Raw genomic sequence first — 18508 nt, 5'->3', positions numbered from 1 at the left:
GAAAACCATGCCCTGTTAAAAAGCCTGAAGCCGGGGAGCCCGGCGCGGCGCTGCGGCGCGCCTACTTTGCGGCATGGCACGGGCGCCACGCAAGACCACCATCGGACGGCTGGAGCACATCGCCCTGCCGGGCCTGGGCATCGCCCGGGTGGCGGCCAAGATCGATACCGGCGCCTACCGGAGCGCGCTGCACTACCAGCGGCTGCGCACGCGGCAGGGAGCCCGCGGCAAGGAGCTTGTGGTCACCTTCCGGATGGGCGGGCACCGCACCACCAAGGTGTTCCGCAGCTTCCAGCGGGTGACGGTGAAGAGCAGCAACGGCGAGTCGAGCCGGCGCTACCTCATCGCCACGCGGGTGCGCCTTGGCGCCCACACCGTGCGCACGCAGTTCACGCTCTTCGACCGCAGCGACATGAAGTACCAGGTGCTCCTGGGCCGCAAGCTGCTCCGCGGCCGCTTCCTGGTGGACGTGGCGGGCCGCAACCTGCTGGGCTGAGCCCTTGGGCCGCTTCCGCAGTGCAGGCTACCTTGCCCGCGCCATGCGCACCAAGCTCCTGTTCCTCCTCCTCGCCGCCGCGTCCACCGCGGGCCGCGCCCAGCAAGCCGTCATCCCCGTCGCGGAGAACCTCACCACCGAGGGCATCCCGCCGCTCCCGGCCAGCCTGATCGGCGAGGTGCGGGCCTACACCGAATCGCGCGGCGCCTCGCTCGCCGCCTGGCACCCGCTGCGCCAGGAGATGCTCATCAGCACCCGCTTCGGCAACACCAGCCAGCTGCACCGGGTGAAGTTCCCCGGCGGTGCGCGCACGCAGATCACCTTCTTCGACGATGCCGTGGGCGGCGCCAGCTACGAGCCCAACGAAGGCCGCTATTTCCTCTTCACCAAGGACCAGGGCGGCAACGAATTCAGCCAGCTCTACCGCATGGATGCCAGCGGCGCCGCAACGCTCCTCACCGATGGGAAGCGCTCGCAGAACGGCGGCGGCACCTGGAGCCGCGACGGCAGGCGCATCGCCTACGGCAGCACCATGCGCAACGGCAAGGACCGCGACATCCGCGTGATGGACCCGCTCGACCCCACCACCGACCGCGTGGCGGCCGAGAACAGCGGCGGCGGCTGGGGCGTGGCCGACTGGAGCCCCGACGACCGGCAGCTGCTCATCGTGGAGAGCATCTCGGTGAACGAGAGCCGCATCCATACCGTGGACCTGGCCACCGGCGCCCGCACCCGGCTGCTGCCGCTGAAGGATGAGCGCACCACCTACCGGCCCATCGCCTACACCGCCGATGGCGCGGGCATCCTGCTCACCAGCAACAAGGACAGCGAGTTCAACCGGCTTTGCGTGTACGACCTGAAGACGCGGAAGCTGCGGCCGCTCACCGACGGGATCCCGTGGGACGTGGCCGGCGTGGAGCTCACGCACGACCGCAGCCAGCTGGCCTTCACCACCAACGAGGACGGCCTCTCGAAGCTCTACCTCATGGACGGCCGCACCTTCGCCTATGCCGAAGTGCCGGGCATGCCCGTGGGCCTCATCGGCGGGCTGGCCTGGACGCGCGACGGACGCACGCTCGGCCTCACGCTCAACACCTACGCCAGCACGAGCGATGTGTACGCATACGACCTCGCCAGCCAGCAGCTGGTGCGCTGGACGGAGAGCGAGCTCGGCGGCATGGACCTCAGCGGCCTTCGCGCCCCCGAGCTGGTGCGGTGGAAGTCGTTCGATGGCCGCATGATCAGCGGCTTCCTCTACCGGCCCCATGCGCGCTTCACCGGCAAGCGGCCGGTGATCATCAACATCCACGGCGGGCCGGAGGGGCAGTCGCGCCCCGGCTTCCAAGGGCGCAGCAACTACTACCTCAACGAGCTGGGCGTGGCCATCCTCTACCCCAACGTGCGCGGCAGCAGCGGTTATGGCAAGACCTTCCTCGACCTCGACAACGGCACCAAGCGCGAGGAGAGCGTGAAGGACATCGGCGCGCTGCTCGACTGGATCGCGGCGCAGCCCGACCTGGACAAGGACCGCGTGATGGTGACCGGCGGCAGCTATGGCGGCTACATGACCCTGGCCGTGAGCGTGCACTACGCCGACCGCATCCGCTGCGCCATCGATGTGGTGGGCATCAGCAACTTCAACACCTTCCTGAAGAACACCGAGGACTACCGCCGCGACCTGCGCCGCGTGGAGTACGGCGACGAGCGCGACCCGAAGATGGCCGACTTCCTCGAGTCCATCTCGCCGCTCAACCACACCGAACGCATCACCAAGCCGCTTTTCATCGTGCAGGGCGCCAACGACCCGCGCGTGCCGGCCAGCGAGGCCATCCAGATGAAGGACCGCATCCAGGCGCATGGCGGGCAGGTGTGGTTCCTGATGGCCAGCGACGAGGGCCACGGCTTCCGCAAGAAGGGCAACACCGATTTCCAGTTCTACGCCACGGTGGCCTTCATCCGCGAGCACCTGCTGAAGTAAGCGCCGATGCTGTCCGTGGCCGCAGCGCTCGGGTTCTTCCTCGTCCTTGGCGGAGGCATCGGCTGCATCCCGCTCGTGCTGCTCTTCGTGGATTACCGGCGCCAGCCGCACAAGCCGGTGGCCTACCTCACCGCCTTCGCCATCTCCCTCACCGTGGGCCTCCCCTTGCTGCTGCGCACGGCCGGGCTCTGGCTCGCGCTCGCAGCCCCGGCCGCGGTGCTGGCCTACGCCGCGCTCATGCGGCAGCTGGCCGTGAAAAGGCAGGCTCCCTAGGCCATGGCACCGCTTCCCGCGCACCCCGGCCGCCGTGGCCAGCCCACCGCCCGGCGCCGCCCGCTCCGATCTGGCACGATGGCTGCAACGGCTGCCGCGCAAACCCGACTTCCCATGCTCCGCACGCTGACCGCCGCCCTGCTGGCGCTCGCCTACACCGCACCGGCCGCCGCCCAATCCCGCCTGGCCGAGGTCACCGCCTTCGGCGACGACCCCGGCGACCTGCGCATGTTCCTCCGCGCCCCGGCGCATGAGGTGCCCGGCGCGCCGCGCGCCATGGTGGTGGTGCTGCATGGCTGCGGCCAGGATGCGCAGGACATCGTGCGGCTGAGCGGATGGGATGAACTGGCCGACCGCGGCGGTTTCTGGCTGCTGATGCCGCAGCAGCGCTTCCACAACAACCCCACGCTCTGCTTCAACTGGTTCAACCGGGCCGACATCGAGCCGGGCAGCGGTGAAACGGGCTCCATCGCCAGCATGGTGCGCAAGGCGCAGGACAGCCTGCGCATCGCACCCGAGCGGGTGCACCTCTACGGCGTCTCGGCCGGCGGCGCCCTGGCGGCGGCGCTCATGGCCTGCCATCCGGAGCTCTTCGGCCAGGCGGCCATCCTGGGCGGCGTGCCCTACGCTGCGGCCCGCAAGGAGGGCAGCGCCCGGCGGCCGCTGGCCGACCCCGCCTCGTGCACCCCGGAGGAATGGGCGCGGCGCGTGCGCCAGGCCCGCCCCGATGCCGTGGCCCGCTACCCGCGCCTCACGGTGATGCACGGCACGCACGATGCGGTGACCGAGTTCGGCCTCGGCCTGGCCCTGGTGGCCCAATGGACCGCCGTGGCCGGCACCGACTCCATCGCCGACCGCGTGGATTCCGCCTTCGCCGGCGCCAAGGACGTCACCCGCCTGGAGTACCACGATGCGCAAGGCGCGCCCGTGCTGGCCTTCTACCGCTTCCAGGGCATGGGGCACCGCCTGCCCGTGCAGCCCGGCACGGCGCCCAATCAGGGCGGCGGCAAAGGCTGGCCCACGCAGGACATGGGCGTGCACAGCACCTGGATCGCGGCGCGCGAGTTCGGGCTCGCAGCCCCGTGATGGCCCGCTGCACCGGGTAAGCGAACCATCCCCGCCGAAGTCGGTTCCTTTGGGCATGACCGCGCACGCCGGTGACCTGCTCCACCATGAGGTGCATCGCACCCGCAGCGGCGGCGAATGGCTGGTGCTGATCCATGGCGCGGGGGGCAGCACCGTGACCTGGAAGCGGCAGGTGCCCGTGCTCGGCCAGCACCACAACCTGCTGCTGGTTGACCTGCCGGGCCACGGGCAGATGGCGGGCCGCAGCAACACCGAGCCCCACTACACCTTCGACCGCATCGCCCAACGCATCTGGGCCGTGGTGGACCATGTGGGCATCAGCCGGGTGCACCTGGTGGGCGTGTCGCTGGGCACGGTGATCGCCCTCACCATGCGCGAGCAGCAGCCTGCACGCGTGGCCTCGCTGGTGAACGGCGGCGCCATCCTGCGGCTCAGCAAGCGCCTGAAGCTGCTGGCCACCGCGAGCCTGGCCCTGGCGAAGGTGATCGGCTACCCGGCGTTCTACCGGCTCAGCGCGCGCGTGATGATGCCGCGCCGCAACCACGAGGCCTCGCGCAAGGTCTTCATCCGCGAGTCGCGCTTCCTCAGCGATGCCGAGTTCCGCAAGTGGACGGCGATGTACCGCGGCCTGAATGCCACCTTGAAGCACCTCTTCGCGCAGGCCTCGGATATCCCGCACCTGGTGGTGATGGGCGCGCAGGACCACCTCTTCGTGCAGGAGGCGCACGCCTATGCCCGGCGCCACCCGGCCGTGCGGCTGGAGGTGGTGGCGCGCTGCGGCCATGTGGTGACCATCGAGCGCGCCGACCGCTTCAATGCGCTCTGCCTGGACTTCCTGGCCGGGCTGGGCCGCGGCTGAGGGCACTGCTCGCCATCCGGAAAGATCCTTCAGGCCTGTTGCAGCCATCCCTCGTTGCGCCGCACTCCGCGCGTCCAGATCCGCAAAGCCTTCGCGCCAGGGCTGGCTGCAAGATCCCTCCGGCTCGCCGCCAAGGACCGCTCAGCGGTGGCTTCTACACGTTGCGCTCGATGAAGCGCACGATCTCGCCGGCGATGTCGTGGCCGGTGGCCTTCTCGATGCCCTCCAGGCCGGGCGAACTGTTCACCTCGATCACCAGCGGGCCGCGCTCGCTCTGCAGCAGGTCCACCCCGGCCACGTGCAGGCCCAGGGCCTTGGCGGCCTTGATGGCGGTGACCTCCTCCTCGTGCGTGAGCTCGATCAGCTCGGCGGTGCCGCCGCGGTGCAGGTTGCTGCGGAACTCGCCCTCCTTGCCGGTGCGCTTCATGGCGCCCACCACGCGGCCGTCCACCACGAAGGCCCTGATGTCGACCCCGCGGCTCTCCTTGATGAACTCCTGCACGATGACGCGCGCCTTGAGGCTGTTGAACGATTCGCACACCGCCATGGCGGCCTTCTTGGTCTCGGCCAGCACCACGCCCAGGCCCTGCGTGCCCTCGAGCAGCTTGATGATGCAGGGGGCGCCGCCCACGCTATCCACGATGCTCCCCACGTCCTTGCTGTAATTGGTGAACACCGTCTTGGGGATGCCCACGCCGCTGCGCGTGAGGATCTGCAGGCTGCGCAGCTTGTCGCGGCTGCGCACCAAGGCCTGGCTCTCGGCGGTGGTGAACACCTTCATCATCTCGAACTGGCGCACCACGGCGGTGCCGTAGAAGGTGACGCTGGCGCCGATGCGCGGGATGATGGCATCCACGCCGGTGAGCGGCTGCCCGTTGTAGAGCACCTGCGGGTCCTGCTGCTGGATGAGGATGTCGCACTTCACGTGGTTGACCACGCGCGCGGTGTGCCCGCGGCGTTCGCAGGCCTCCACCAGCCGCTTGGTGGAGTAGAGCTTGCTGTCGCGCGACAGCACCACGATGTTCATGTTGGCGTAAGGCCCCGCCGGGTTGCGCTGGATGCGGCGCCAAAGCTAGGTGCCGGCGCGCGGCCCTGCGTGAACGGCGCGTGAAGCGCTCATTTCATGCCGCGCTCCTTCTGGATGGCCTCGTAAGCCTCCTGCACCTTCTTGAACTTCTCGTGCGCGGCCTTCTGCACCTCCTCGCCCAGCTGGGCCACCTTGTCCGGGTGGTACTTCATGGCCATGCGGCGATAGGCCTTCTTCACCTCCTCGTCGGTGGCGGTGCGCGGCACCTCCAGCACCTGGTAGGCGGCGCCGGGGTCGGCGGTGCGGAACATGGCGCTGAGCGAGCCCAGGTCCTTGTCGCTGATGCCCAGACCGTGGGCCATGCGCCGCAGCAGCGCGAGCTCCGCGTGGTCCACCGCGCCATCGGCATGGGCCAGGCCGATGAGGTAGTGCATGAGCTGCAGCCGCATGGGGTGCGGCATGTGGCTGCGCACCTGCGCGCACACGTCCATCACGGGGATGTCGCGCTGCAGGGCATCGCGCAGCAGGATGAGCAGCTCGCCGGCCTGCCGCTGGCCGAACTGCTGCACGAAGAAACGGCGCACATGGTCGAGCTCGCGCTGGGTGACGCGCCCGTCGGCCTTCATGAGCGCGGCGGTGAGCACCACCAGGCTCATGGCCAGGTCGCCCGGGGTGGTGCCCTGCGGGCCGGGGCCCACGCGGCGCGCCTCCTCCACCGGCGGGCCGCTCATGTGGTCCATCATGGCGCCGATGGCGAAGCCGAGGATGCCGCCGATGGGCCCTCCGAAGGCCCATCCGAGCCCGCCGCCGATCCACTTGCTGAATGCCATTGCGCAGGGTGCGCGGCAAAGATGCGGCGCCCGCGCCACGCAGCGCCGTGCGGTGCATGGGTGGCACCGCCGCCGGATGGGCGCCGCTGACCGCTGACAGGAGGCGCTCGGTGCGCGCTGGCTACTTTCGTCGGGTGCAGCCCTCCCCCCTGCTCCGCAACCTGCTCATCGCCCTCTGCGTCATCGCGCTGCTCTACCTGGGCCGCGCGGTGCTGATCCCGCTGCTTTATGGCCTGCTGGTGGCGCTGGTGCTCTACCCCCTGGTGGCGCGGCTCGAGCGCCGGGGCCTGCCGCGCTGGGCCGCCATCGGCACGGGGCTGCTCACCGTGGCGCTGCTCTTCGGGGGGCTGCTGGCGCTGCTGCTGTGGCAGGTGAGCGCCTTCCTCGACCGCGTGCCCACGCTCACCGGCGGGAGCAGCACCGGCTTCGGCGCGCTGTGGGCCTGGCTCAACCAGGTGCTCACCGACCTGGCGCGCGACCACCGCAACGACTGGTGGGGGCCGCTGGTGGACAACCTGCCCGGCCGCGTGGCGCCCTACATGGGCACGGTGCTGAACGCACTCTTCGGCATGCTCTTCAACCTCTTCATCATCCCGGTGTTCACCGCGCTGCTGCTCTACAACCGGCGCACCTACGTGCAGGCGCTCACCGCGCTGGTGCCGGCGGAATGGGCGCCGCGCATGCCCGGCCTGCTGCAGCGGGCCATCACCAACTACGCGCGCTTCATCGGCGGCATGGCGCAGGTCTACCTCATCGTGGGCGCGCTCAACACGCTGGGCTTCGTGCTGCTCGGCGTGCCCAACGCGCTGCTCTTCGGCATGCTCACGGCCGTGGCCACCATGATCCCTTACGTGGGCATCATCTTCAGCTCGCTGCTGCCCATCAGCCTGGCATGGACCACCACCGGCAGCATCTGGATGCCGATCGGCGTGATCGCGGTGCTCGGTACGGTCCAGTACCTGGAGGCCAACCTCATCTTCCCCAAGGTGGTGGGCGGCAAGCTGGGCCTCAGCACCATGGCCTCGCTGGTCATCATCTTCGCCGGGGGCGCGCTGTGGGGCGTGGCGGGCATGATCCTGCTGCTGCCGCTGGCCTCCATCGCCGTGCTGGTGTCGCGCGAGGTGCCCGGGTGGAAGGCCGTGCGGCTGCTGCTGGGCGACGGCAGCTGAGGCGCTCAGCCCCACCGGCGGCTGTAGGCGCCCTCGGCATCGTACATCCCCGCCTGCCGTTCGGGGTCGAAGCGTCGTCCCTCCCGCGGGTCGTTGCCCACACCGGCCACATACTGCCAGTTGCCCCAGTTGCTGCATGCGTCGTAGTCGATGAGCATACGCTCGAACCAATAGGCACCCATGCGCCAGTCGAGCCCAAGATCATGCACCAGGTAGCTGGCCGCGTTCTGCCGGCCGCGGTTGCTCATCCAGCCGGTGGCGGCGAGTTCGCGCATGTTCGCGTCGATGAAGCGCTGACCGGTGCGGCCTTCGCACCACGCGGCGAAGCGACGGGGGTCGGCATTGCCGGTCGGAGGTTTGTGCGCGATTCCACCACGCCGGAACAGGTCCCGTCCGTGCTTCGCCGCGGTGAACTGGAAGAAGTCGCGCCATAGCAGTTCGAACACGAGCCAGTAGGTGCTCTCGTTGGCACCGTGCTCGGTCTCGTAGCGCTTCACCGCGTGCCACACCTCGCGTGCGCTCACGGCACCGGTCGCGAGCCAGGGGCTGAGCTTGCTGCTGTTGTCCGCGCCCAGCAGCGCATTGCGGGTCTCCTTGTAGTGCGAGAGGTGACGCTCCGGACCCAGGTATTGTGCGAGGCGTTCCAGCCCTGCCGTGCGTCCCCCGGTGAAGCGCATCACGGCGCGTGGGTCATCTGTGATGGTTCCCTCGCGCAGGGCATCCTCATCCAGTGCGCGTCCCATCCAGGTCGCCGGCGAGCGCAACGATGCCGGCTCCGACAACAGCGGTCGTACCGGGCTCCCCTTCTCCACCTTGTGCCGGAAGGCGGTGAAGACGTGTGGCAGCTTGTCCAGCGTGAAGGGCAGATCACCGGGAAGCAACAAGGTGTTGGGCGCGTGCAGGCGCAGGTCGAGCACGGCCGCCACGGCACGCTCCTGTTCCTGCTCCTCCCACGCGTACAACTGTTGGGCGTGCACCACCCGGGTTCCCCAGACCTCGCTGAGGTGGGCCAGTTCGGCGGCGGGTTCGCCCACGCGCACATGCAGCGCGCTGCCCTTCGCGCGCAGCTGGGCATCCAGGTCGGCGATGCTCTCCTTCAGGAAGCGGCGGCGGAACGGTCCTGAGCGGTCGAAGCCGAAGGGCGAGGCCTCGTGCTGCCGGGGATCGATGATGAGCACGGGCAGCACCTCTTCATGCGCGGCGCATGCGGCGGTGAGCGCGGGGTTGTCGGCCAGGCGCAGGTCGTTCCGGAACCAGAGGATGGCGCGGCTCACAGCTCCTCGATGTGCTTCAACAGGTCATCGCCCTTGTCCAGCAGGGCCTGGCGCGTGGCGGCGGGCATCGTGTCCCACGTGCGGTAGGGCATGCCCAGGCGCACCATCATGCCGGGCCGAGCCTCCTCGCTGAGGAAGCGTTCGCGGTTGCGCGCCAGGAAGTGCCAGTAGAGCGCGTTGAAGGGACAGGCGCGCGGGCCGGTGCGGTCGTTCACGTTGTAATGGCAGGTGCCGCAGGAATGGCCCATCTTGTGGAGGTAGGCGCCGCTGCTCACATAGGGCTTGGTGCCCACGATGCCACCGTCGGCGAACTGGCTCATGCCGCGCGTGTTGGTGATCTCCACCCACTCGATGGCGTCGATGTAGATGCCGAGGTACCACGCATCCACTTCATCGGGGTGCACACCTGCGAGCAGCGCGAAGTTGCCGGTGACCATCAAGCGCTGGATGTGGTGCGCGTAGGCGTTGGTGAGGCTGCCGGTGATGGCATCGCGCAGGCAGGCCATGCGCGTGCGACCGGTCCAGAACCATGGCGGCAGCGGGCGGTCGTGCCCGAAGAAGTTGCGTTCGGCATAACGCGGCATCTGCGCCCAGTAGACCCCGCGCATGTACTCGCGCCAGCCGATGATCTGCCGCACGAAGCCCTCCACCTGCGCCAGTTGGATGCGCTGGGGTTCGGCATGATGGGCCTCCTCCGCGGCCCGGCACACCTCCAGGGGAGAGAGCAGCTTCACGTTGAGGCTGAAGCTGAGGCGTGCGTGGTACATCGCCCAATGGTGCGGGCTCATCGCATCCTGGTAGGTGCCGAACCGGGGCAGCAGGTGGGCGATGAAGTAGCGCAGCAGGTCCAGGCTCTCCGCGCGGTCCAGCGGCCAGGGGAAGTGCGCGGCATCCACCGTGCCGATGGTGTGCACGCCGGCCGATCGCACCATCGCTTCCAGGTCCCGCAGGTCGTGGTCAAAGAGCAGGGGTGGGGGCGGCACATGGTCCTTGGGCGGGCGCTGGCGGTTGTCGTGGTCGAAGTTCCAGCGGCCTCCGAGCGGTGCGCCACGCTCCATCAGCAGTCCGGTACGTTCGCGCATCCCGCGGTAGAAGTGCTCCATCAGGTACTGCTTCTTCCCCTTGAACAGGTCCGCCAGTTCGTGTCGTTCCGTGAGGAAGTGGTGCGTGTCGGCCACCTGCACGGGCACGCCGCAGGTCGCAGCGAAGCGCTTCAGTTGCTCGTCCAGGCGGTGCTCGTCGGGCAGCAGGTAGCCTAGCTCCGTGGCGCCGCATTGCGTGATGAGCGCCTGCAGGTTGAGGCCGATGTCCTGTTGGTTCACGGGGTCGTCGAGCGTGAGGTAGTGGACGCGATGCCCCTGGGCGCGCAGGTGCGCTGCGAAGCGACGCATGGCCCCGAAGAAGCCGAGCACCTTCTGGATGTGGTGCCAGGCGTAGTCCGTTTCCTGCCTCACCTCCATGAGCACGTAGAGCACGTCGGGGTCCACGCGCTGCCACCACGGGTGGTCGTGCACCAGCTGGTCGCCCAGCACCAGCCGCACTACGCGGGCCTTGTGCGGTTCCGTTCGTGTCGGCATCGGTCGCTGCAGTGGTTCACCTCGTTCCACACCTTCTCCCATTTCTTGCGCCATTGGAAGGGCAGCCCGCAGGTGGCGCAGGTCTTCGTGGGGCGTTCGCTGGGCGGGCGGTGGCGGGGCATGGGTCAGGCCAGGATGAGGCCCTCGTCGGGCACGCCGAACACCTGCGCCTGGCCTGTGCGGTGGCGGTGTCCGATCACCCAGCAGAGCCAGGCATCGGCCTCGTGACGGTCGGCGGGTTCGGGCGGTGGCATCAGCACCATGCCGGCCATGATGCGCAGCTGGCTGGGACGGATGGCCGCGCCGGGCTTGATCTTCAGGCCCTCCCAGGCATGTCGGATGAGCGCGGAGGGATAAGCCTCATGCACGGCTATGCCGGCCTTGCGCCAGCGTGCTGCGAAAGCCATGGCACGGGCGGTGAGGCCGCCGAGGAACATCGGGCTCATGCCCCCCGCCTGGCGGTCGGCCGCGCGGAAGAAGTGGTCCTCGCCGCGGCCGATGTAGGCCCCCGGCAGGCTCAGCGGTGCATCGATGTAGATGGCCTCGGGGCGCAGTGCGTCGATGAGCTCCTGCAGCCAGGCATCGCCATCAGCCCCCTTGGTGCTGCGATGGAAGCGGAACAGTCCGCCCTCATGCACGCACACGGCGGTGTTGCCGGAGCTGCGTGCCCCGAAGTCGATGCCCACGTGACCCACCCGGCTGCGCATGGTTCAAATGGCGCTCAATCCACCGTCCACGCCGATTACCTGCCCGGTGATCCAGCGCGCCTGGTCGCTCAACAGGAAGGCCGTCATGGCCGCCAGTTCCTCGGCCTCTCCCACCCGCTTCAGGGGATGGCGTTCGGCGCTCGCGGCCTCCCGTTCGGGGGTGCTCAGCAGCTTCTCGGCGAGCGGTGTGCGGGTGAGGCTTGGTGCGATGCAGTTCACCCGGACGTGGGGTGCAAGTTCTGCCGCGAGCGACCGGATCATGCCTTCCACCGCACCCTTCGCGGCGGCCACGCCAGTGTGGAAGGCCATGCCGCGGCCCACGGCCACGGTGCTGAAGAGCACGATGCCTGCGCCCGGGCTCCGCTTCAGCCGGTCGGCGCAGGCCTGCACGGCGCGGAAGGCGCCCACGGCATTCACTTCGAAGGCCGCGCGCAGGTCGTCGGGCTTCAGCGCGCGCAGCGGCTTCAGGTCGATGCTGCCGGGGCAGTAGGCCAGGCCGCCGAGCGCCTCGGGCAGCCGGTGCAGGGGCAGCCCCTCGCCCACCGCATCGCACACCAGGTGGTCCAGCGCGCCGGGCGGCGCTTCGGTGCTGCGCGCGGCGGTGATCACAGGCGTGCCGCGCGCGATGAGCCGCTCGGCGATGCGCCGGCCGATGCCGCGCGTGCCGCCCACCACCAGGATCGGAGCTTCCATGCGCGGGAGGAACGCCGCACGGCGCGCGTTGTTCGCCTAGGCGCTGTCCAGCCAGTTGGCCAGGATGCGCGGGCCGTGGGGCGTGAGCACGCTTTCCGGGTGGAACTGCACGCCGCAAGCGGGGTGCTGCGCATGGCGCACGGCCATCACCACGCCTTCGGCGCTGCGCGCGGTGACGCGCAGCGCCGAGGGCAGGCGCGCCTCATCGGCGGCCCAGCTGTGGTAGAGGCCCGCATCGAAGGGTGCGGGCAGCCCGGCGAAGAGCGCATCGCGCGGTTCCTCGGGCAGGCAGGGCACCGCCACGCCGTGGCGCACCCGCTGCTGGTTGTAGAGGGCGCCGCCGCAGGCCTCCACCAGCGCCTGCATGCCCAGGCATACGCCCAGGATGGGGTGCGTGGGCAGCAGCGCATGCAGCAGCGCCATGGTGATGCCCGCCTCGCGCGGCAGGCCCGGGCCGGGGGAGATGACGATGCGCGGGTAGCGCGCCGCCTCGTCCACCGTGATGGCATCGTTGCGCACCACCTCCACCGGCGCATGCTGCGCCAGCACATGGTAGAGGTTCCACGTGAAGGAGTCGTAGTTGTCGAGCAGGAGGATGCGCACGGGCCGGCGAAGATCGCCTGCGGCGGCGGGGCGCCGCTAGGGCAGCTGCTCGCTACGCGTGTTCGTGGGCACGCTGCCGCCCACGTTCTGCAGGATCGGGTCGCGGTCGTTGCCTTCGCCCACGTACTTCACCGCGCCGTCCAGGTTCACGTCCTGCTGCCGGTACTGGCCGTTCACCGTGGCGGTGGGCACCGTGCCCCCGATGGCCACCAGGATGGGATCGCGGTCGTTGCCCTCGCCCACGTAGCGCAGCACATGATCGGCGCTCACATCGCCGGCCCACAGCGCCATGGCATCGCCCACCGCCTTGCGGGCGTTGGTGCCGTAGGCGGGATAGCCCGGATCGGTGAAGTCCACCAGGATCGCGGATTCATTCAGCAGCTCGGGGCTTGCGGTCATCACCCCCAGGTGGTTGCGGTGGCGCACCGCCACATGGTAGCTGCCCGCAGGCACGGCGAAGGCGAGGTTCGAGGCACCATCCACCGCATAGGCCCTCCCGTTGCGCTTCAGCAGGGCGGGCTTGCTGGCCACCACCTGCGCGGGATTGCCGGGGCTGCGCAGCTCCACCACCACCCAATCCACCACGGCGCCGCTGCCGGTCACGGCCAGTACCGCAGGCGTGGTGGAGGCCTCATAGGGACCGGTGAAGGCATAGCCCAGCGCGGTGTAGGGCTCGGTGAGCGGCACCAGCCCCTGGCTGCGTAGGGCATCGCCCATCAGCGTGCCCTCAGGGTTCAGCGGACCCTCCAGGAAGGCCACGGGGAGCACCTGGATGGGCGGGGTGTAGAGCGTGGGGATGAGGCACCAGCTGTTCAGGGTGCCCACATCGGCGGTAGCCACATCCTGCACCGTAAGGGTCCAGGTGCCCTGGAAGGGCTGGCCGTTGAAGGCCGCCAGGGCATTCTGGGGCATCACGAAGAGCCCCGTCAAGGGGCAGGCATTCCCCACGGGCCCGGCACTGCCGCTGTCGTCGAACTCAACCACCACGTTATCGGCGCCCCCGCATACGCTGGAGGCGACGAGCTGCACCGTGGTACCGGCCGGGCTCTGCAGGCGGATGCGCAGGTCGCCGGTGTAGGTGTGGGTGATGTTCACGTACACGTTCAGGTCGGTGAGGGTGGCGCCGTTGAGCGCCGGCACCACGATGGTCCGGCTCACCGAGCCGTTGTCCGGGATGGCGGCGCTGGTGCTGTTGGTGTAGCTGGAGCAATTGGCGCCCGGCACCGGCGGCGGCGCGCAATCGGCCACCAGCGGCGCAGCGAAGTCGCACTCGGCGAAGGCATCGTGCCGGGCGTAGAAGGTGACCGCCTGCCCCGTGGGGTATGGACCGAAGGGACCGTAAGTGCCCGTGGCGCTGGCGGTGCCCACCGCAACCGGTGCCGCCGGACCATTGCCATCGGGATCGATCTGCAGGGTGAGCGTGCTCGCGCTGCCCAGCGAAGCGACGTCGACCGACACCTGGTAGCTGGCGGTGTTGATGCAGCTGGTGCCGGCGTTGATCACCGGCGCGATGCAGACCGGCGTGGAGAAGGCGAAATTGAAGATGCGCGTGCTCCACTGGCTGCTTGCGTTGAACTTGGCCGTGCCCCAGAAGTTGCCGGTGGCGGGGTCCGTATCCAGCGCGTTGTAGTCGCCGTAGCGGTTGCTGCCGTTGGCGGCGCTGCCCGCCACCACGGTGGTCTCCGCGAAGGTCATCTGGCCCAGCGCATCGCCCGCCAGGCGGCCGGTGTAGCGGATGCCCGGATGCACCGTGCCGCTGGCCGCGTTGTAGGCCAGGCCGATGTCGCCGTTGGCGTTGATGCCGATGGCGGCCATCCAGCGGTGCGTGGCATCGGGCGAATAGGTGCCCTGCTGGTGGATGGCCCACGGATTGGCCACGGCCGTTCGCCGCAGCTCGTACCACCGCACCCCGTGCCGGTCGTTGCCGTTCACGTCCGTGGCGTGGTTGCACACGATGGCCTCGTGCGTGCCGAAGTTGCGGTACACCACCCGGTTCATCAGCACCTCGCGCAGCGGATCGAGGCGCGTGCTGGTGCCGGGCTGCGGCACGCAGTTGTACGAGGTGTAGCCGCACAGCTCGGTATCGAAGGGCTGCGTGAGCAGGTAGGTGGGGCCGGCGAGCACCGAATTGGCGGGCGTGGCGAAGTTGACCGTCAGCGTCCAGGTCTCCAGGCGGTCGGCGGGGATGGAGGCGCTCCAGGCATCATCGGCCATGCGCATGAACATCGCCGGCGCATTGGCGGGCGGGGCCGGTCCGCCATCGTGCGTCACCGGCGTGCAGGCCTGGAAACCGATGGTGGGGTAGCTGGGCACGGCGAAGCGCTGCGCCGTGGCGCTGAGCCCCTGCAGCATCCGCGTGCGGTCCAACGCATAGGTGGCGGGGCCGCCGGCCTCGTTGGTGGTCACCAGGTAGAGGTTGTTCCACACGGCGTACTTCGGATAGTCGGGGAAGTTGGGCGCCGTGAAGCTGTAGGCGTACCAGGTGCCCGTGGGGTCGGGCGTGGTGCTCACCGCCACGATCATGCGGTTGCCGCTGCTGGCGAACTCGCTCATCAGCCAGCGGTCAGCCAGGGCATCGTAGAGCACGATGGGGTCGCCGAAGCCGCCGTACGCGAAGCCGCCGCTGCTCGCGGCGATGAAGTTGTCCAGGTAGGTCTGCGCCCCCAGGGGCGCGCCGCTCTTGTTGTAGATGCGGAAGTAGGCGCCCGATCCGCCGTTGATCATCTGGATCACGTGGTTGGGGCCCACGTCCAGGCAGGGGTCGGCGGGGTTCACGCCGGTATAGCCCATGCCGTTGATGGAGAGGTTGAGCGCCTTGCCCTGCTGGCGCGCGCCGCCCTTCTCCTGCCACACGGGGTCGGCGCCCAAGGGCCGCGCGCCGCGCACCACCGCCTGGTGCAGGCGCACCGGCTTCACCCCGCCGGGGTAGCCCTTGTCCACCAGCCCGCCCCGCTCGTTGCGCGTGGGCTCGTTGGTGAAGGTCCGCGTGCTGTCCCAGTCGCGGTAGGCCACCGTCTCGCCCAGGAAGACCATCTGCTGCGGCTCGGCGTTGCGCAGCTCCACGTACTCCTGCGCCGGCAGGCGGCCCAGGGCGGTGCAGGCAACGAGCAGGAAGAGGGCATGCTTGGTCATGGCGGGCTTGGGGGAATGGTGCGAGCCGCAAGTTCGGCGTTCCCATCGGGTTGTGCCACCCCCACCCCACCCGCCCGGCGCTGGGGGCGAATGCCGCGGCACCGGTCGCTCCCTGAGGGACCGAGGGATCGCCGGCAAAGGGCTTCACTACCACCCGCACATTGGCCGGTGCCGGCAGCACTCCCATTGCGTGGCGGGCCCGTTCTGATTCGGAGTCCGCCCCCTCCCTCCGCGAGCGCATCGCGGCTCACATCAGTGCAAATAGGTATGTGCGCCACAACCTGGGCCTGAAGGCCCCGCGTGGCTGGGGCTGGGTCACCAACCCGAGGAAGGCCGCCTACAACCGCGTGTACAACCGCACCACCGTGGGTTGCCTTGTGCCTGCCGTGGTGGTGGGCGGCGCGGTGCTGTGGTGGCTGGTGGGCTAGCCGGCCGTTCGGCTTCACCGGGGGGCGCTTCGGCGAACGAAGAACATGGCCAGCTCGCCCTTCCCCTTGGCCTGCACCTGGCCGCGCGGGGTGAAGGTGAAGGCCGGGGTGCCGGTCGGCGTGGGGGCCTCCTGCACCAGCGCAAAGGTCGCCTCGCTGATGTTCACCTCGCCCACGGCGCCGCTGCTCTCCATGCGGGCCGCCGTGTTCACGGTATCGCCCCAGATGTCGTACGCGAACTTCTTCACGCCCACGATGCCGGCGATGACCGGGCCGGTGTGGATGCCCACGCGCATCTCGAAGAAGAGGCGGCCCTGGGCGATGCGCTCGGCCTTGTACGCCGCCATGAAGGCCTGCATGTCGAGCGCGGCGTTCACCACGTCCGCCGGGCTCCCGTAGGCGGGGTCGGGCAGGCCGCCGGCGGCCATGTAGGCATCGCCGATGGTCTTGATCTTCTCGATGCGGTACCGCTCCATGAGGCCGTCGAAGGCCTTGAAGCAATGGTCGATCTCGGCCACCAGCTCCGTCGCGCTGAGCTGCTCGGTGAGCTGGGTGAAGCCCTTGAAGTCGGTGAAGAGGATGGTGGCCTGTGGGAACTCGCGCACATCGGCGTAGCCCTTCGCCTTCAGCTCGGCGGCCACCTCCTCGGGCAGGATGTTGTGCAGCAGCTCCTCGCTCACGGCATGGGCCTGCTCCACCTCGCGCTTGGCGCGGCGCGTGTAGCGCAGGCGGTTCCACAGCGCGCCGGCCAGCACCAGCACGAAGAGCCCCGCGCCGAGGTAGATGTTGCGTGTGCGCAGGGCCCTGATGCGCGCCAGCTCGCTGTCCAGGTTGGCCACCTTCAGGGTCTCGATCTCGCGCGCCTTCTTCTCGCTCTCGTACTTCTGCTCCATGTCGGCCACGGCGCGCACGCGCGCCAGGCCCAGGATGCTGTCGCGCAGCGCGAGGTGCCGCTGCAGGGTGAAGAAGGCCGAGTCCTTGTTGCCGTGCTTGCGCATCACCTCGGCCAGGTTGAGCGTGGCATTGGCCAGCAGCTCCAGGTCGCGCGTGGCGCTGGCGATGGCCACCACCGAGTCGATGAGGCGCAGCGCCAGGCGGCCATCGCCGCGGTTCTCGGCCAGTCCGGCCAGGTTGAGCAGGGCGCTGGTGGTGTTGCCGGTATTGCCCGACCGGCGGGTGGAGCGCAACACCGCATGGTAGCAGGTGTCGGCCGCCTCGAAGCGCTGCCCGATGGCATGCAGGGTGCCGATGTTGAGCAGGGCGGCTTCCATCAGGTCGGGCCGCGGCGCCTGCAGGCCGTAGGCATGCACGTCCTCGAAGCAGGCCAGGGATGCGTCCATTTGGCCCATATTGGCCAGCGCGATGCCTTGGTTGAGGCCCAGCTCGCGCACGGCCGGTTCGCTGTGGCGCCATCTGCCCAGGGCCAGGCGCGCGGCGCTGTCCGCTTCCGCGAAGCGCCCCTGGCTCAGGTACACGGAACAGAGGTTGTTGTACCAGTGCACCCAGGAGCGGGGCGCGCACCGGGCATTCACCAGCTCATCGCGGCAGCCCAGCAGCACGTGCAGGGAGCTGTCCGGCCGCCCCAGGCGGTCCAGCAGGTTCGCGCGGAAGATGCGGGCCTCCAGGGCCAGGCAGGCTTCACCGGCACGCGCATGGATGCGGGCCATGGAATCCACCAGCGGCAGGCCGGTGGTCGGCGCCAGCGCATCGTGCCCGATGATGTGGGCATGGAGGCTGTCGGCCCACGCGCGTTCCCGGGGCGTGGGCGCCTGCGCCCGTGCGCATAGCGCGAGCAGCATCGCCGCGCAAGCCCAAACCGCACCGCTCAGGGTGTACCGATGCATGAGCGCGAGGCGCGTTCAGTGCCGATGCCCGCCGCCGGATCCGCCTTTCTTGAAGGTGTAGGTGTAGGGGCCGCCGGAGAGGCTGCCGTTGGAGAAGACGCTCACCTCCCAAGGAAGGGTCCAGCCGTCGCCATCGATGCTGTCCTGCGAGAACCAGATCTCGAACCGATAGGTGCCGCCGGCACCGCCGTTCTTGTCGATGCCGAGCCGCATGAGGTCGTATTTGCTGCCCTCCTTGCCGTCGCTCCAGCTGCCGGTCTTCTGGTCACCGCGGTGCATGTCGTAGCCGTTGGGGATGGTGACGCTGAAGATGACGCCCACCGTGCCAGGGTTGTTGCCATCGGTATTGAGGCCTTCACAGCTGAGCTTGAAGCCGTCCATCGGCGAGCCTGTCGCATCGCAATGCGTGGAGAAGGCCTTGTTGGCGGTGGTGCCCGTTTCGGTACTGCCCAGAATGGCTGACATGGGGATGGTAGGGTTTGGTTGGAGCATGAAGGCAGGTCCGTGCGCCATGCGCGGGCGCTTGGATTTC

18 protein-coding genes are annotated in these 18508 nt (G+C 69.3%); 7 read left to right on the top strand and 11 right to left on the bottom strand.

The window, feature by feature from the left end:
• Positions 1-73 precede the first annotated feature (73 nt).
• The 5 genes from QY325_00805 (at position 74) to QY325_00785 (ending at position 4692) form a co-directional block, all read left to right on the top strand.
• Complete coding sequence (locus QY325_00805) at positions 74-496, top strand: RimK/LysX family protein (GenBank protein WKZ66480.1); 423 nt, start codon at positions 74-76, stop codon at positions 494-496.
• A 43-nt stretch (positions 497-539) separates the two neighbouring features.
• Positions 540-2474 (top strand): S9 family peptidase, encoded by a 1935-nt coding sequence (locus QY325_00800; GenBank protein ID WKZ66479.1) that lies wholly within the window; start codon positions 540-542, stop codon positions 2472-2474.
• A gap of 6 nt (positions 2475-2480) precedes the next feature.
• On the top strand, positions 2481-2747 hold the full coding sequence (locus QY325_00795) for a hypothetical protein (GenBank protein ID WKZ66478.1): 267 nt from the start codon (positions 2481-2483) through the stop codon (positions 2745-2747).
• 114 nt (positions 2748-2861) lie between these two features.
• Positions 2862-3833 (top strand): PHB depolymerase family esterase, encoded by a 972-nt coding sequence (locus QY325_00790; protein WKZ66477.1) that lies wholly within the window; start codon positions 2862-2864, stop codon positions 3831-3833.
• 55 nt (positions 3834-3888) lie between these two features.
• Positions 3889-4692 carry an alpha/beta fold hydrolase gene (locus QY325_00785; protein WKZ66476.1) on the top strand — a complete coding sequence of 268 codons (804 nt, stop codon included), beginning with the start codon at positions 3889-3891 and terminating at the stop codon, positions 4690-4692.
• A gap of 154 nt (positions 4693-4846) precedes the next feature.
• Here QY325_00785 and rimK read toward each other — a convergent pair whose 3' ends face one another.
• Together rimK and QY325_00775 are read right to left on the bottom strand one after the other, a co-directional pair.
• Positions 4847-5719, bottom strand: coding sequence for a 30S ribosomal protein S6--L-glutamate ligase (gene rimK, locus QY325_00780; protein ID WKZ66475.1), 873 nt, complete (start codon positions 5717-5719; stop codon positions 4847-4849).
• A gap of 89 nt (positions 5720-5808) precedes the next feature.
• A complete protein-coding gene (locus tag QY325_00775; protein WKZ66474.1) occupies positions 5809-6549 on the bottom strand; it encodes a TerB family tellurite resistance protein in 741 nt (246 codons plus the stop codon).
• A gap of 134 nt (positions 6550-6683) precedes the next feature.
• Between QY325_00775 and QY325_00770 the strand changes: the two genes are divergently transcribed.
• Positions 6684-7718, top strand: coding sequence for an AI-2E family transporter (locus tag QY325_00770; GenBank protein ID WKZ66473.1), 1035 nt, complete (start codon positions 6684-6686; stop codon positions 7716-7718).
• A 5-nt stretch (positions 7719-7723) separates the two neighbouring features.
• On the opposite strand, the gene QY325_00765 is transcribed toward QY325_00770, so the two are convergent.
• Genes QY325_00765 through QY325_00735 form a run of 7 tightly spaced genes read right to left on the bottom strand, consistent with a single transcriptional unit; the run spans position 7724 to position 15704 of the window.
• Positions 7724-8992, bottom strand: a complete 1269-nt coding sequence (locus tag QY325_00765; GenBank protein ID WKZ66472.1) for a DASH family cryptochrome — start codon at positions 8990-8992, stop codon at positions 7724-7726.
• Complete coding sequence (locus QY325_00760) at positions 8989-10569, bottom strand: cryptochrome/photolyase family protein (GenBank protein ID WKZ66471.1); 1581 nt, start codon at positions 10567-10569, stop codon at positions 8989-8991. The genes QY325_00765 and QY325_00760 overlap by 4 nt, the downstream gene beginning before the upstream one ends.
• Positions 10533-10691 (bottom strand): DUF2256 domain-containing protein, encoded by a 159-nt coding sequence (locus QY325_00755; protein ID WKZ66470.1) that lies wholly within the window; start codon positions 10689-10691, stop codon positions 10533-10535. Before QY325_00755 ends, QY325_00760 begins: the two co-directional genes overlap by 37 nt.
• A 3-nt stretch (positions 10692-10694) precedes the next feature.
• Positions 10695-11276 carry a hypothetical protein gene (locus tag QY325_00750; GenBank protein ID WKZ66469.1) on the bottom strand — a complete coding sequence of 194 codons (582 nt, stop codon included), beginning with the start codon at positions 11274-11276 and terminating at the stop codon, positions 10695-10697.
• A 3-nt stretch (positions 11277-11279) separates the two neighbouring features.
• Positions 11280-11969, bottom strand: coding sequence for an SDR family oxidoreductase (locus QY325_00745; GenBank protein WKZ66468.1), 690 nt, complete (start codon positions 11967-11969; stop codon positions 11280-11282).
• 36 nt (positions 11970-12005) lie between these two features.
• Positions 12006-12572 (bottom strand): aminodeoxychorismate/anthranilate synthase component II, encoded by a 567-nt coding sequence (locus tag QY325_00740; protein WKZ66467.1) that lies wholly within the window; start codon positions 12570-12572, stop codon positions 12006-12008.
• A gap of 36 nt (positions 12573-12608) precedes the next feature.
• Positions 12609-15704 (bottom strand): proprotein convertase P-domain-containing protein, encoded by a 3096-nt coding sequence (locus QY325_00735; protein WKZ66466.1) that lies wholly within the window; start codon positions 15702-15704, stop codon positions 12609-12611.
• Positions 15705-15973: 269 nt separating this feature from the next.
• On the opposite strand from QY325_00735, the gene QY325_00730 reads away from it, so the two are divergent.
• Positions 15974-16132: a hypothetical protein gene (locus QY325_00730; GenBank protein ID WKZ66465.1), complete on the top strand. Its 159-nt coding sequence runs from the start codon at positions 15974-15976 to the stop codon at positions 16130-16132.
• Between the two features lie 14 nt (positions 16133-16146).
• Here the strand turns inward: QY325_00730 and QY325_00725 are convergent, their stop codons facing one another.
• Both QY325_00725 and QY325_00720 read right to left on the bottom strand, forming a co-directional pair.
• Positions 16147-17976 (bottom strand): adenylate/guanylate cyclase domain-containing protein, encoded by a 1830-nt coding sequence (locus tag QY325_00725; protein ID WKZ66464.1) that lies wholly within the window; start codon positions 17974-17976, stop codon positions 16147-16149.
• A gap of 15 nt (positions 17977-17991) precedes the next feature.
• Positions 17992-18441, bottom strand: coding sequence for a hypothetical protein (locus QY325_00720; protein ID WKZ66463.1), 450 nt, complete (start codon positions 18439-18441; stop codon positions 17992-17994).
• Positions 18442-18508 lie beyond the last annotated feature (67 nt).

The sequence above is a fragment of the Flavobacteriales bacterium genome, from assembly GCA_030584065.1.
Lineage (GTDB): Bacteria > Bacteroidota > Bacteroidia > Flavobacteriales_F > PHOS-HE28 > PHOS-HE28.
Note: the sequence above shows the minus strand (reverse complement) of the source record. Positions and strands in the feature narration are given on the sequence as shown.

What these genes read in the sequence shown, in the direction of transcription:
- QY325_00785 (WKZ66476.1), top strand. Translation starts at nt 3,889, where the DNA reads ATGACCGCGCACGCCGGTGACCTGCTCCACCATGAGGTGCATCGCACC.
- QY325_00720 (WKZ66463.1), bottom strand. Translation starts at nt 18,441, where the DNA reads ATGTCAGCCATTCTGGGCAGTACCGAAACGGGCACCACCGCCAACAAG.
- rimK (WKZ66475.1), bottom strand. Translation starts at nt 5,719, where the DNA reads ATGAACATCGTGGTGCTGTCGCGCGACAGCAAGCTCTACTCCACCAAG.
- QY325_00800 (WKZ66479.1), top strand. Translation starts at nt 540, where the DNA reads ATGCGCACCAAGCTCCTGTTCCTCCTCCTCGCCGCCGCGTCCACCGCG.
- QY325_00790 (WKZ66477.1), top strand. Translation starts at nt 2,862, where the DNA reads ATGCTCCGCACGCTGACCGCCGCCCTGCTGGCGCTCGCCTACACCGCA.
- QY325_00725 (WKZ66464.1), bottom strand. Translation starts at nt 17,976, where the DNA reads ATGCATCGGTACACCCTGAGCGGTGCGGTTTGGGCTTGCGCGGCGATG.
- QY325_00755 (WKZ66470.1), bottom strand. Translation starts at nt 10,691, where the DNA reads ATGCCCCGCCACCGCCCGCCCAGCGAACGCCCCACGAAGACCTGCGCC.
- QY325_00775 (WKZ66474.1), bottom strand. Translation starts at nt 6,549, where the DNA reads ATGGCATTCAGCAAGTGGATCGGCGGCGGGCTCGGATGGGCCTTCGGA.
- QY325_00750 (WKZ66469.1), bottom strand. Translation starts at nt 11,276, where the DNA reads ATGCGCAGCCGGGTGGGTCACGTGGGCATCGACTTCGGGGCACGCAGC.
- QY325_00795 (WKZ66478.1), top strand. Translation starts at nt 2,481, where the DNA reads ATGCTGTCCGTGGCCGCAGCGCTCGGGTTCTTCCTCGTCCTTGGCGGA.
- QY325_00760 (WKZ66471.1), bottom strand. Translation starts at nt 10,569, where the DNA reads ATGCCGACACGAACGGAACCGCACAAGGCCCGCGTAGTGCGGCTGGTG.
- QY325_00745 (WKZ66468.1), bottom strand. Translation starts at nt 11,969, where the DNA reads ATGGAAGCTCCGATCCTGGTGGTGGGCGGCACGCGCGGCATCGGCCGG.
- QY325_00735 (WKZ66466.1), bottom strand. Translation starts at nt 15,704, where the DNA reads ATGACCAAGCATGCCCTCTTCCTGCTCGTTGCCTGCACCGCCCTGGGC.
- QY325_00805 (WKZ66480.1), top strand. Translation starts at nt 74, where the DNA reads ATGGCACGGGCGCCACGCAAGACCACCATCGGACGGCTGGAGCACATC.